The 14,612-nt window shown below is 43.6% G+C and carries 10 protein-coding genes and 1 pseudogene; 6 read left to right on the plus strand and 5 right to left on the minus strand.

What is annotated here, in order from left to right:
• Positions 1–172: 172 nt before the first annotated feature.
• From FLM53_RS23095 to FLM53_RS23105, 3 genes and pseudogenes are all read left to right on the plus strand, one after another.
• Positions 173–1,792 (plus strand): TIGR04141 family sporadically distributed protein, encoded by a 1,620-nt coding sequence (locus FLM53_RS23095; protein ID WP_176679234.1) that lies wholly within the window; start codon positions 173–175, stop codon positions 1,790–1,792.
• A 42-nt stretch (positions 1,793–1,834) separates the two neighbouring features.
• Positions 1,835–2,167, plus strand: coding sequence for a hypothetical protein (locus tag FLM53_RS23100; protein WP_176679233.1), 333 nt, complete (start codon positions 1,835–1,837; stop codon positions 2,165–2,167).
• Between the two features lie 255 nt (positions 2,168–2,422).
• Positions 2,423–2,737, plus strand: a pseudogene (locus tag FLM53_RS23105) (c-type cytochrome); the annotation flags it as partial.
• A gap of 155 nt (positions 2,738–2,892) precedes the next feature.
• Here the strand turns inward: FLM53_RS23105 and FLM53_RS23110 are convergent.
• Together FLM53_RS23110 and FLM53_RS23115 are read right to left on the minus strand one after the other, a co-directional pair.
• On the minus strand, positions 2,893–3,822 hold the full coding sequence (locus FLM53_RS23110) for a LysR family transcriptional regulator (RefSeq protein ID WP_176679232.1): 930 nt from the start codon (positions 3,820–3,822) through the stop codon (positions 2,893–2,895).
• 26 nt (positions 3,823–3,848) lie between these two features.
• Positions 3,849–4,289, minus strand: a complete 441-nt coding sequence (locus FLM53_RS23115) for an Lrp/AsnC family transcriptional regulator (protein ID WP_009845852.1) — start codon at positions 4,287–4,289, stop codon at positions 3,849–3,851.
• Between the two features lie 141 nt (positions 4,290–4,430).
• Between FLM53_RS23115 and FLM53_RS23120 the strand changes: the two genes are divergently transcribed.
• Complete coding sequence (locus FLM53_RS23120; RefSeq protein ID WP_048662449.1) at positions 4,431–5,015, plus strand: LysE family translocator; 585 nt, start codon at positions 4,431–4,433, stop codon at positions 5,013–5,015.
• Between the two features lie 54 nt (positions 5,016–5,069).
• On the opposite strand, the gene FLM53_RS23125 is transcribed toward FLM53_RS23120, so the two are convergent.
• Positions 5,070–5,459 carry a DUF1294 domain-containing protein gene (locus FLM53_RS23125; protein WP_176679231.1) on the minus strand — a complete coding sequence of 130 codons (390 nt, stop codon included), beginning with the start codon at positions 5,457–5,459 and terminating at the stop codon, positions 5,070–5,072.
• A 158-nt stretch (positions 5,460–5,617) separates the two neighbouring features.
• Between FLM53_RS23125 and FLM53_RS23130 the strand changes: the two genes are divergently transcribed.
• Together FLM53_RS23130 and pulA are read left to right on the plus strand one after the other, a co-directional pair.
• Complete coding sequence (locus FLM53_RS23130; protein WP_176679230.1) at positions 5,618–7,390, plus strand: alpha-amylase family protein; 1,773 nt, start codon at positions 5,618–5,620, stop codon at positions 7,388–7,390.
• Between the two features lie 409 nt (positions 7,391–7,799).
• Positions 7,800–11,498 carry a pullulanase-type alpha-1,6-glucosidase gene (pulA, locus tag FLM53_RS23135; protein ID WP_176679229.1) on the plus strand — a complete coding sequence of 1,233 codons (3,699 nt, stop codon included), beginning with the start codon at positions 7,800–7,802 and terminating at the stop codon, positions 11,496–11,498.
• A 594-nt stretch (positions 11,499–12,092) separates the two neighbouring features.
• Here pulA and FLM53_RS23140 read toward each other — a convergent pair.
• Both FLM53_RS23140 and lamB read right to left on the minus strand, forming a co-directional pair.
• The gene (locus tag FLM53_RS23140) at positions 12,093–12,920 is read right to left on the minus strand and encodes a MalM family protein (RefSeq protein WP_176679228.1); all 828 of its coding nucleotides are present in this window, start codon (positions 12,918–12,920) and stop codon (positions 12,093–12,095) included.
• A 165-nt stretch (positions 12,921–13,085) separates the two neighbouring features.
• Complete coding sequence (gene lamB / locus FLM53_RS23145) at positions 13,086–14,309, minus strand: maltoporin LamB (protein WP_176679227.1); 1,224 nt, start codon at positions 14,307–14,309, stop codon at positions 13,086–13,088.
• Between the last annotated feature and the right edge of the window lie 303 nt (positions 14,310–14,612).

Genomic DNA, 14,612 nt, shown 5'->3' on the forward strand with positions numbered 1-14,612 from the left:
CCCCCAAAGTCAAAACACCACTTGCGAGTCGATTGCGAATGGTAAAAATAATTTCCAAAAAATGTTTGACAAAAGCGTTCTGATATGAACATCATATAATAACAAGAGGCAAAATAACACTCGCAAGTCTAAAGCGAATGAAATAAAAAACACAGACAGGAGATTTGATAGTATGTCTAATAACTTAAAAGGGACCATCTACCTAGTAAAAGATGGCATCACACAGAACACTCAACTTTTGAAAGGTGAGGGGTACCAAGAAACTTCCATTGAGATGGAAGGTGCCACTGCAACACTATATGTCAAAGATGTCACCAAAAGCGACCCAGCTTATGTTGATCTTTTTGCAAATCAAAATTTGCCCGACACTCTGGACTTTGGCATTAACCAGTTAACTGGTGCTGTACTCAAAGTTTTCCGAGCAGGCCACACATTTTTCATCTGCTTTGGTCAAGGGCACCACCTGCTTGAGAAATCTCATTTAGTCAGTAACTTTGGTTTACGCACTGCCATTAACAGCATTGACGTTGAAAAAATCCGCAGCATGGACACAGCTTCGAATAAGGCAACGCTGCTCAACAGCCGCTTCCAAAGTGGGTTGGGGGCTGAAATGAATCAGCTTCCAGTGGACATTGACGAAGATATGCTATCGGCTATTGTCGGAATTTCTAAAGATGCCACTTTTGTGAGCAAAGTTGCGGGTCGCAAACAAGCACTCAACGTTACGCTACCCAACAGTCTAAACAAACTACCTACGCTACTTGATAAAGCGTGGCAAAAATACAAAGCTGCGTTACCTACCGAGCTTAAGTGGGTAGAAAATATTGCTGAAGTCATCCAAGAAACCACGATTTCTAAGCTCAATCTAGAATTACTTAAACAGATTAACAGTAAGAACGCCACGATCAATGGCTTCTATCTAATGGAACCTGAAGTGATTGAGCATAACAATATCATTGGTTATGCATACAAGGCTCGCAGTAATCAAGTATCTGACTTTTTGAGTCTGAATCATTACCTTAGTGAGATTAAAAAGAAGAAAAATGTAATCACTCTGGATCACCTGATCAAAGATTACAAAATCTATGCTCATACTCCCGCAGGCCACATTAACCACAGTTGGAGTGGGTTTGAATGCCTGTATGGCGAGCTGATTCTAAACCACGAGTATTACGCCCTTCGTAATGGCACTTGGTATGAAATCAATAAAGATTTTGTCAAAGAGGTTAATGATGCCTTAGCCCGAATCGACCACTACCAATATTCGTTGCCTGAGTTTGACCATAAAGATGAAGGCAGTTACAACGAAGATGTTGCTGATTCGAGCACTCACATTAAATGTATGGACAAGAAAAACATCTGGATTGGTGGCAAGCAAAGTCGTTTTGAGTTTTGCGATTTGGTGAACAAAGCGAATGGCTATGACCACCGCACAGACATGATTCACGTTAAGCACTACACCAGTTCCGCAACCTTGAGTCACCTGTTTAGTCAAGGAACCGTTTCAGCCGAGATTTTCCGCTCTAGCGAAGAAGCGCGAACCAAACTGTATAACGACAACTCAGGTGTGATGCCATTAAGCGACCCTAAACAAAAGCCGGTAGCAAACGACTATCGCGTTGTGTATGCCATTTACGGTATTAACTCATTACCAACAGCCTTACCCTTCTTTTCTAAAGTAAACCTGAAGAATGCGTTTAACCGCTTACAAACATTAGGTTATGAAGTCGCACTGGCTCACATTCCATTAGCTGGTCAAAAGCTACAAAACCCACTGAAAAAAGTGGCTTAGAGTGTTAGGGCTTCGGCCCTAATTATTACCTAAGCATATTCAATGAGTTTGTTTAAGCAACAAAAAGAAGGAAAATCAATGGTTAAAAACGTAATTTCGAACATCTACACTATGGCCAAAAACTCGATTACAACGGCTTTAAATGAAAAACCCCCGAAAAAAGCGGCGACCGCATTTACACTGGGGGGCCTTTATGCTGCTGTAGGTGGGGCTATTTTAGGGGTTATCATCAGTGTATCTATCCAGGTCAATATATTGGAGTGGCATACTTCTCACTACTCTTTAAAGGGCACTTACATAAAGCATTATTCGTCGCGTATTTATCTCGAATCTTTTTTACCAGTTATCTCGGCACTCTGTTCTATCAAGTCATGATAGACATCCTAATAGCAAACGGAATGGACTTTTCATTTGAAGCAGTAAGAGAGGATTACTTTGACGTAATATCTCAACCAATTCTCGCTATTATTTCAACGATAACCCTTTGGTGGTCAATGTGGTACTTACCGCTGCGTCGAAAAAGTATCGAATAATCAGAAAGAAAAGGGGCCACTAATAATCAAAAAACATATAGTGAGTGACCTACTACTGTACATAAAATAACAAAACTGAGCTAAAACAGAGATAATATATCCTCAACAATTATGGGGCGAAAACGCGTTTAACTGGGGCGCAGGTATGCACCGCGTAAACACAGCGGCTTACTTTATTTACGAAAACATGCCGCTTGGAAAGAGCCAACAGCTTTCCATTCAAGATGCATGGGATGTGGCCGCTTTCGTCAACAGTCATGAACGCCCACAAGATCCGAGATACAAGGGCGATGTGGCTGCTAATGCAGAACGCTATCACAACCACCAAGGCTACTATGGCAAAGAAGTTGATAGTCACGTGCTAGGTACAAAAGCTTACCCGAGTGGCAAAGAAGTGATTCACAACCACTAACTTTAATTAAAGAGGCACTCCTTTCGAGAAAAGAGCTGCTCACACCAGCTATAGCTAAGCTTTACATTGTAAATTAGTGACTGCCGGAAAAGTAAAAAGGAGCCAGATCGTATGACGATCTGGCTCCTTTTTGATTTGATATGGCAGATAAACAGCTAACCTTGCTGCATCTTCTCCCAAATGGTTGGAGAGCCAATGTAATCTTGAACCGTCGTGATGAACTCTTTAACCAGTTTGGTCTGCTTACGGTGTGGATAGACAGCATAAATCGCGGTATCGATTGTAGAAATCGGATAATCCGGTAGCAAGGTGACCAAGCCAAGCTCTTTCATTGAGGCATACAGGTTTGACTGATCAAGGAAGCCATAACCCAAGCCATCTTTCACACAAGACACCATGGTACGAACATCACTCACCTTATAGTTCCCACGAATCGTCAGGCTTTGGAAAGTATTGCCATGCGGTTCTTCACTGATACGCAAATGATCAACCGTCATATCACCATTGGTATAAATCACGGCAGGTAACGCGAGCAGATCTTGCGGCGTTTTAGGCTCACCATGTTGCTTAACAAAATCATTCGACGCGACCAACATGAAGTTACTGTCAGCAATCTTCTTGGCAATCAAATTCGATTCAACGAGCTTGCTAAAGCGAAACGCAATATCAAACTGGCCTGCGATGATGTTAGCGATCTTGTCGTCCAATGACAGCACAATCTGAACATCCGGGTACTTTCTCATAAACTGAGTGATGATAGGTTGCAGGTATTGCTGACCAAAATAGATAGGCGAGGTAATTCGCAGCACGCCTTTAGGTTCAGACTGGTACGAATCTGCAATGCCTTGGATCTGACTGATAGTGTCTTTCAATACATAGGTTTGCGCGAGAATATCTTCACCCGCCGACGTCAAAGAAAACGAGCGCGTAGAACGGTTGAGCAGCTGAACACCTAAGTCTTGCTCAAGCTTTTTGATCTGTTTAGAGAGTGATGAATTGTCCATATCATGCAAGGTTGCCGCTTTGGTAAACGACCCTTGTTGAACCACATCTAAGAACAATAACAACTGATTAGTATTGGGCACTGCGCCTCTCCTGCAATAAAACTCGATTAGCGTTCATCTTTAGGGGTATCCATCACAACCATAGTCGTTATGGACTGAACCTGAGCACATTCCCCAAGCACATCGGCATGAAACTTCTTATAGCCCGGCAGATCTTTGGTTTCGACTCTCAGCAAGTACTCATTAGCACCGGTAATGTTGTGGCACTCCACCACCTCTTTTTCCATGCTGACATGTTGTTCAAACTCTAACTGAGCCGCTTTGCTGTGGCTCGATAAGCCAATCGAAACGTAGGCAATAAAACCAACGCCCATCAAGCCGTTATCTAAAACCGCACGGTAACCTTGGATGATGCCTTTACGCTCAAGATCTTGTACTCGTCTTAACGTCGCTGAAGCCGACAAACCAATTCGTTCTGAAAGCTCAATGTTGGAGATTCTGCCGTCCAATTTAAGCTCTTGCAATATCCTTTCGTCAAATCTATCCATACGTACTTATTATTGTGCATTTAGTGATAATAGATGAAATAAAAACACATAATTGCCTCACTTTCCACCTACTATGTTTCTCAACACGTGAAAGTCATGACCGGTCAGTCACTTCGTTCATTTTATTGCTGGAGAACCATTATGCCTTTAGAACAACTTAGCGCACTTGCCTTGTTTGCGTTTGTCTCGACCTTCACGCCGGGTCCGAATAACATCATGCTCATGACATCAGGTGCAAATGTTGGCTTTGCCCGTACGATTCCACATATGCTTGGCATTGCTCTAGGGTTCGCGGCCATGTTGCTGTTGGTTGGCTTCGGCTTAATGGGGATTTTCAACGCGTACCCAGTGACGCACCAAGTCTTGAAGTACCTGAGCCTTGCTTACCTCGTATACCTAGCGATCAAGATAGCTTTGAGCGGCAAAGCCAAAAGTACCGAAGCGTATAAGCCAATGACCTTTCTCGGCGCGGCAAGTTTTCAATGGGTAAACCCGAAAGGTTGGTCGATGGCGCTGACGGCGATTTCCGTTTATAGCAGCGGCAGCTCATGGTGGGAACTTGCAATCATCGCAGCCATTTTTACGCTAGCTAACTTGCCATCAGTGACCTTCTGGACGGCAGCAGGCAAGCAACTTCAACACTGGTTAACGACGCCAGTACGTATCAAAAGCTTCAACTATGGCATGGCGGGATTGCTATTAGCATCAACGATTCCAATGCTCTAATCGACTCACTATAGCTATTGATGGTTAGTACACAGTTACTAGCCATCATTGTCGTTAAAGAAACCCGATAATCTCACTCACCCAACGACCAAATATCGCCTGCCCGCTCGGCGTTAACGTCCATATAAACGCTGCTATATTTATTGCCACCGTCAGCCAATAAATCGCTCTGAACGGTTGCTTTTGCGTTTTATGACGCAGCTTATCTTGCGCGATCAAAGCCCCCAACCAACCACCAGCGACAGAAAAAATGTGCAAGGTTTTCTCAGGCACGCGCCAATTGCCATTGATCGCCGCTCGCTTGTCTTTCGCGTACACAAAAAACGTCACCAATCCGATAACCAGATACCACACCAACAGCGCTTTCGAACTTTCCGCAAACAACACAGATATCGCAACCAACACCAGATAGGTGATCGCAATTTGAATAGATGAAGACAACATCAACTCCTTTTGGGCAACAGCTCACATACTGTAGCAATTACGCCCTGTAGATTTTGATAAGGATGAGTAAGGCATATTGTAATTCAGTTAGCCTGCCAAATAACAAACAAGCCCTTTCATCCCTACATAACATGATGGAAGTTAAAGGAATTATAAATATGTACAACCAAAAGTACGCCATCTATCAAGTTTTTACGCGTTTATTTGGCAATAAAAACACCCAACATGTTCCATGGGGCACAATCGAACAAAATGGCGTCGGCAAGTTCAGTGATTTTACAGATAAAGCGCTGTCGGAAATTCGTAAACTCGGAATAACTCACATTTGGTATACCGGAGTGCCACATCATGCACTCATCAATGACTACAAACATCTTGGTATTTCAGACGATCACCCGAGCGTAGTAAAAGGCCGTGCAGGGTCCCCTTACGCAGTCAAAGATTACTATTCCGTAAACCCAGATCTCGCCGAAAACCCAGAACTCCGTCAGGAAGAGTTTGAGGCATTAATCAAAAGAAGCCACGACAACGGCTTAAAGGTAATCATCGATATCGTCCCTAATCACGTTGCGCGTCATTATGAGGGGCTAAATAACCCACAAGGCGTTAGTGACTTTGGTGCTGAAGATGACACAACACTCGAATACCATCGAGATAACAACTTTTACTACATCCCGAACAGCGCCTTTGAACTGCCAGATATCAAGCCCGCCTTTACGCCACTTGGTGGTGAGCAGCACCCAAATCTAAGTTCTCCGTTTATCGAAAAGCCCGCTAAATGGACAGGTAATGGCTCACGCTTGGCTAAGCCTGATTTCGATGATTGGTATGAAACTGTGAAGATCAATTACGGTGTGCGCCCTGACGGTTCAAAAGATTTTCCAGAGTTACCGAGTGACTATGCCCAACGTGACTACCATGAACACTACCATTTCTGGGAGTCTGTCAATGTGCCTAACTCTTGGGTTAAGTTCCGAGACATCGCCTTGTTCTGGTTAGACAAAGGCGTTGATGGTTTCCGGTACGACATGGCTGAAATGGTGCCTGTTGAGTTTTGGAGCTACCTCAACTCATCAATAAAGATGAAAAATCCCAATGCCTTTCTCATGGCAGAGGTATACCAACCGAACTTATATCGCGACTATATCCATCTGGGTAAAATGGACTACCTGTATGACAAAGTTGATCTGTACGATGGACTTAAAGACATCATGCAAGGCAAGGCTTCAACGGCTATCATTCCCGAGATTCAACATCAAATGATGGATATAGAACACCACATGCTGCACTTCTTGGATAACCACGATGAACAGCGCATCGCATCTCCAGAGTTTGTTGGCAATCCTAATATTGCGAAGCCTGCAATGCTCGTCAGCGCCTTATTGAGCAGTTCACCAACCATGATTTACTTTGGACAAGAAGTCGGAGAACCGGGCGCGGAGAACGCAGGCTTTGGACAACCATCGCGTACCTCCATCTTTGACTACATCGGCGTCCCGCAACACCAAAAATGGATGAACCAAGGTGCATTCGATGGCGGGCTATTAGACGAAAACGAAAAACAACTACGTGACTTCTATCAGAAGATCATGAACTTTTCGCTTGAGCACTCTTCAATGACGGGGCAGTACCTAGACTTACACCAGAGCAATAATTTGAGTGATTCGGTTTACGCATTTCTACGCTATGAAGACCAAGAACTGACCATCGTTGCTGCAAATTTCAGCCAACATATCACCGAGAATATTCACTTAACCGTTCCAAGTGATGTTATACAAGCACTCACAATCGCTGATGAAAGTTACTTGTTAGATGAACATATTGAAGGCATTCAACAACAGATATTAAAGGTTGAGAAAAGTATTGGCAGTTTTAGTCTTGAACTAAAACCACTGGCTTCATTGGTTTGGGTATTTCCCTTATCTGGGTAGGATGTTTATCATTATTAATCCCCAAACAAGCTGAATTTTAATTAATTGATAAATAACTTAATTCCCATATTAAATTAACGTAACCTCAATTCGATACCTTCCTCACATTAATAAGGATGAGCTCTCATCCTTATTACCTACTCCCATCCTCTACGCCTTCTACTATTGCTGTCTCTTATACACATCTCCGAGCCCACGACATCCTCTACGCCTTCTACTATTGATATTAAACATATGAGTTATTGATCCAATTAATTTTACTAAAACCAAATACAAAGCGTGATATTGACACTAGGTTTCCTATTTTTACGTATTAAAAATAACTTTATACATAGCCATCACAAATAGTTGACCATCGTTAAGACTAGGATATTCATCTTCATAAAAAGTGAAATATGGATATTAAAACGTGAACAACATAAATATTAATAAAATTATCTCTCTACGAAATACCTTCAACAATACCAAAAAGAAGAGCTTCAAACGCTCTACATTGGCCAAAGCAATGTTACCGCTCTTCACCGCTACTTTGATCGCGGGTTGTGGTAGTGATAATGATAGCGACAACGGTACAGACCCTGGCAACAGTGGTTTATACCCTGCCGCTGCAAACGAAGTCGTTATTTACTACAAACGCGATGTTGCCGCTGCCAGCTCATCTGGCTCAACTTACGACGGTTGGGGGCTGCACCTTTGGAATGGTGAAGGCTGTACCAGCACAGATTTAGTCGGCATGGGATTAAGTGAGACCGGAACCGACTGGAACAGTCCTTACGAATACGATGGTATCAGCGATACTTACGGTGCTTACTATGTGTTGAAAGTTGACCCAGATGCCTCTGACCCACACAAATGCATGAACTTCATCTTGCACAATGGTGATGAGAAAGCATTTGGCAGTGCGAACTCAAAAGTCGAGTTAACTAAGCTTGGCGATTCACAAGGCGTATTTGGTTTCCATGGCAGCAGCGAGTTGTACTACGACCCTATTTCAGAGCGACCAGTCAATATTGATGGTCAAAAAGCACACTGGCTAGATGCAACCACAATTGGTTGGGAAGCGGCTAGCAATGCAGACTCTGTGAAGCTTGTCTATGCACTAGACAACAGCATCACAATGAACGATGACAAAGAGATTGTCGGCGGAACTGCAATTGAACTAAGCAAAGACGGAGAACTATCTTCTGAATTGAAAGAGCGTTTCCGACACCTAGCAAGCTTACCAGCAGTGGCAATTGATGTTGATGACACAACACTGCGCACCATTTTGAAGTCTCAGATAATTCTTGTTGCCTACAACTCAAATGGCGACGTTACCTCTTCAACTGAGGTTCAAAAGCCGGGTGTGCTTGATGCGGTATTTGCCAGTGAAGATGCTGGTAATGCGATGGCTGAAGAACTAGGTGCGATTGTTGAAGGCAGTGCGGCTACCTTCAAACTTTGGGCACCAACAGCGCAAGATGTAGAACTCGTTCTGTACAGTGAAGATCTGCTAAGTTCACAAGTAATCCCGATGACAGAAAACACTGAGACGGGCATTTGGGCGACTGACGCAGTTTCTAACGCAGTGAACAGTTACTACCGTTACCAAGTGAAGGTTTATCACCCAACCACAGGCAATATCGAAACTCGCCTTGTGACCGACCCTTACTCACTCAGCTTATCGAAGAACTCTGCATACTCTCAAGTGATTGACCTGAATGATTCAACCTTGAAACCAGCGAACTGGGACAACTACAAACGACCAACCGTAGAGAAAGACGAAGACCATGTACTTTACGAGTCTCACCTACGTGACTTTAGTTTCAGCGACAAGCTAGGTACACCAAACCTAAACGGTAAGTATCTAGCTCTCACAGAATCAGATCGTGAGTCGGTCAAACACCTACAAGCTCTGCAAGATGCAGGCTTAACGACGCTGCATATCTTACCGGCATTTGATATCGCTACCGTTGATGAAGATGAAGCGAGCCGTGTCGATATCACCGACACCGTTGGCAAACTGTGTGATGTAAAACCGACAGCCACCTTATGTGGAAGTGAAGACAAAAACAAAGTCATCGAAGAAGTACTCGATGGTTATGATCCTTCAACAGGCGATGCACAAGCGCTAATGAACGATTTACGTATGCTCGACAGCTTCAACTGGGGTTACGACCCATTCCATTACACAGTGCCTGAGGGTAGTTATGCGACGGATCCAAACGGATCTAAGCGTATTCTAGAGTTCCGTCAAATGGTGAAAGCTACGCATGACATGGATCTGAAGCTGATCATGGACGTGGTATACAACCACACCAACGCATCTGGCGTAAACGATAAGTCAGTATTGGATAAGATTGTTCCTGGGTACTACCACCGTCTTAACGTGAACACAGGCGGCGTTGAGAATTCAACCTGCTGTGACAACACCGCGACCGAAAACCTGATGATGGGTAAATTGATGGTCGACTCACTTAAGGTATGGGCTGACGACTATAAAGTAGATGGTTTCCGTTTTGACTTAATGGGTCACCAACCAAAAGACATAATGGTAGAAGCGCTTGCTGAAGTGCGTAAAATCGACGAGAACACCCTGTTCTACGGTGAAGGTTGGGATTTTGGCGAGGTAGCAAACAACGCACGCTTCGACCAAGCAAACCAAATCAACATGGCAGGCACAGAAATCGGTACCTTCTCAGACCGTTTGCGTGATGCAGTTCGTGGCGGTAGCCCGTTCGATGGTGGTGTCGATTCAGAAGGCAATCACCCACTTCGCTTCAACCAAGGTTTCGGTAACGCTGCGATTGCTAACGATGAAACCAAAGTCGATCAAGAGTCTATCAACGGTCGTTTGCACAACCAAGACCTTGTCCGCTTAGGTATGGCGGGTAACCTCGCAGAATACGTGCTGATTGATTACAAAGGCGATACAAAACTGGGTAAAAACGTCGACTACAACGGTGCACCGGCTGGTTACACCAAGATGCCTTCAGAGAACATCTCCTACGTTTCAAAACACGATAACCAAACACTTTGGGACAATAACGCTTACAAAATCGCAGAAGGGACTAGCTCTGCAGAGCGTGCTCGTATGCAGTCTGTATCGCTTTCTACCGTGATGTTGGGCCAGGGTATACCATTCATCCACATGGGTTCTGAACTGCTTCGTTCTAAGTCGATGCAGCGCGATTCTTACGACTCTGGTGACTGGTACAACCGTGTAATGTTTGATGGTACTGATAACAACTGGAACGTCGGCTTACCTCGTGAAGACAAAGATGGTGCAAACTGGGATCTGATCAAAACCATCATTGCTGACCCAACGGCGAAACCAGACGCAGACGACATTGAGCTAACTAAACAGCAATTCCTTGAGCTATTAAAGATCCGCAGCTCAAGCGAACTGTTCCGCTTAGATACAGCTGACGAAGTTATGAAGCGTGTCGATTTCCGTAACGTTGGCGAAGACCAAGTCGAAGGCCTGATTGTCATGTCTATCGATGATGGTGTGTCTGCAGGTACAGACCTAGATCCTGTGAACGATGCGATTGTCGCGGTTGTAAACTCAACCAGTGAATCTCAATCGTTCAAGATCACAGGAGCGACAGGCTTTACGCTTCATGACGTTCAACAAAACTCAGCTGACGACACAGTGAAAAACGCAACCTTTACCGCTGAAACCTTCACAGTACCTGCACTAACCACCGCTGTGTTCGTGCAAGCTCAAGACGGTGCACAAGGTGCTGGTTTGCCGGTTGATAACTCAGACAAGGATGTGTCTAGTATTCCACCATACGGCCAAACAACAGTTTATGTTCGTGGTGACATGAATGGATGGAATCCTGTTGATGATTGGGCGATGAGCTTTGTTGCTAATGGGGTTTATTCTGTAACAGGCAACTTGGAAGCGGGTAACTATGGCTTCAAGTTTGCTGATGCTGATTGGGTATCACCTAACTTTGGTTGTGATTCCGTTGAACTTGCTGATGGTTCAATCGACCTAGGTACTGATGGTAACTGTCAACTAAGCGTAACAGAAGCTGGTAGCTATACATTCACTCTTAATGCGATTCACGAGTTGAATGACGACGTAGATGGTCCAATTGTTTCGGTCACTAAGCAGTAAAGCTTAAAGTATCGATGCGAAGTAACAGATAATAAAAACCAGCGAAAGCTAGCCTTTGGGAGACGTCAGTCTCCCTTTTTTTGTGCTCAACAAACACCATTCCAAATACACCACATCATTCCATTGCCTCCGTTAACTCCAATGTTAAGAGATAAATTAACCACCTTAGTTCTTAGTCCTTAGTCCTTAGTTCTTAGTTCTTAGTTCTTAGTTCTTAGTTCTTAGTTCTTAGTTCTTAGTAGAAAGCATAACGAGTACATGTGAACGTCTTATTCCAGTATGCGTAAAATTTAGGAAGTCAAGCTTAGGTCGGTAGATGAAATGGTGATATGTAAATAGAGTTCGTATTAAACTGTTTGAGGGGAGTAAAGTAGACGAGAGTGTTTTTTTGTTAGCCGCTAGTAAATCAAATCCATAAATAACGAATCACACCCATTTATATTAGCCATTGGTTATTGTGTGTAAGTCTGTGGTTATTTACATTCAAGTGTTCGGTGAATATCAGTATTACTTTTAATTTACTACAGGCAATAAAAAAGGCTCCTAGTTAGGAGCCCTTCTCTTTATATCAATCGGTATTTACAAACTCGTCGACTACTTTTTATTGACTGCTTTTACAAAAACTTCTTGTGCGCCTTCAATACCCAATGCTTTTGCTTCATCTAGCAGGCTCAGAGCTTTTGGAATATTATCTGCATCTACTGCTGCTTGAATGGCATTATGGTAGTAAGTTTGTGTTTCTGGTTGAATTGTCTCAACCTTAGCTGCTGCCGCTGGTTTAGCGTTAGATTCACTGCTAGACCCGAATGAGAAGAAACCCACTCTATCAATCGTTACTTCTATCTTACCAACATTCGCATTTGGAACTGGAATATCTTCTACTTCTGGCAAATAGTTACCACGGCCTTCCGCATCTAGACGTGCAGGGTGAATTACATCAGTAAAACCACCAAGATCTTCTTGCTCTGTATAAATAACTAAGTACACAGACTCAGCAGTTGTCGGTGGGTAGAAATCGTTTTCTGCAACAAGACGGTTGCCCAAGTGCAACCTAGGCTTCGCGTATTCAAAGCTGTCTTTACCGTAACGCTCTAACTCACGACCGTTCTTATCATAGATAACCGCATTAGGAACAAATGCAGTCTCACCGATCATGCTAGTGATCTTAATAGAGTATTCACCACGATCCGCTGGTAGTTCGATCGCTACTACAGGGCTGTTTATACCCTGATAGTTTAAAATTTGACTGTCTGGTGTTACATCGAAAATTGCCGAGCTTGGAAGCTTCATAGGGGCAAATTGAAGACCAGCAATAGAGTTAACTTGTTCAGCCTGTGCCACTTGCACTTGCTCAACTACTTGTGCAGATTGACAACCGGCCAACGCAACACAGCCACTCAACATTAGAGCTTTAAAATACATAACCCTTCCTTCTTGTTATTTTTTTAAGAAATTTACTAACTTTAATTACCACAAAGAGAACTATTCACCTAGGGAACGATCAACTTAATCGTACATTCCTTAAAAAAATAGCCGACGCGAGCCGGCTATGAATTAGGACAGTTTAGGATTTGTTACGCTAGATGTTTACCACCAAGCTTCAGCTTGGATACCGAATACATATTCTGTATCGTCGCCATTGAATGCTTCTTTGTTTTCAGTATCTAGGATGTAAGAACCGTAAACACGGATTTCAGGACGAGCCCAGAAGCTGTCACCCATAGCCCAAGCTTGAGCTACTGTGAATTTAGCGTTACCGAAATCTTCAGTCGCTAGACCACCTTCAGCAATTCGCTCACCAGCGTTGTAGCCAGCTTCAAATACTGTACGCATAGTGTCGTTCCACTTGTACATTGGACGAACTACAGCAGAGTACTGGTCGATATCGAAAGTCTTGTTTGTGTAGTTACCATCTTTGTCTGCACCACCGATATCGCTACCCGCTAGGTAAGCTAGTTGGTGACCCATTTCCCAAGATTCGCCAAGGTTCATTACACCCCAGTTAATTAGACGGAAACCAGATGCTTCGTTGAATGCTTCAGTACCACGTGCGTAGTAAGAACCAGAACCCCAGAAGTTTGCAGCTTGTACGCCGTAGCCGTTAGTACCGTACTGAAGTACTGTTTGGTGGAAACCGTTGCTAGTTCCTTGGTGTAAAATCGCAGAAGCTAGTAGGCCGTCGTCAGCAGACTCGCTTGCGTCATCTGAGTCAGTTGCGAAGTTGTACGCTAGAGCAAATTCTAGAGAAGCATCTTGCCAAAGGCCGATGTTCGCTAGACGAGCATCAAAGATGTAACCAGTTGAATCATCAGTGTCGCCATCTTGAATCAATGCAACAGATAGTTTTTGGTCGCCAATAGAGATGTTCTCAACACCACCACCAGTACCAGATGTATTTAGGTAGTAGAAGTCGGTAATGTGGATGTCTTTACGTTGGTAGTATGTTTTACCAGCCCAAAGAGTCGCTTCTTGGTCAAAAGATAGAACGCCTTTCGCTTTAACTGCGAACTGAGCAACGTTAAAATCAGAATCTTCCCAACCATTTGCGCCTGGTGCACCAGAAGCAATCATTGACTCAACGCGCCACGTTTGCTCACCAGTTTTTAATTCTTCAGCTAAACCAAACTCAGAGTAGTTGTCATTTTCGTTACCTAGACGACCAATACCGTTTTTGTTAACTGATACATCACCATTACCGTTACCGCTGATACCAGTACCAGCACGCATGTAACCGTTAAAGTCAACAGCGAACGCAGAGCCAGCAGCTAGCGTAGTCGCCACTGCAGCAGCAATCAAACTTACTTTTTTCATTCTTAACTCCATTAAGGACGATTTATTTTAGGTTTTTATATTTTTGCTCTCTTGCGGCAACCAAAGGCAGTAATGGTAGTCGTAAGATAGAGAGGTTTAGGGTTTCCCCTGATTCGTTTCAACGGGGTCAATATTAAGAGGGGATGACAAGTTTGACTTCCTCCACCCCTAACTAAATTAAGGGGGACTAGAGGGGAGTAGAAAATATACAGAACGGTGTTTTAAAGAGGTAGATCACTTAATCTAGGAGGAGTAGACAGCACTCAGATCTAATTATTCAGCATAAGTGAGATCTACTTCAAA

This window comes from Vibrio sp. Scap24 (assembly GCF_013394185.1).
GTDB lineage: Bacteria > Pseudomonadota > Gammaproteobacteria > Enterobacterales > Vibrionaceae > Vibrio > Vibrio pomeroyi.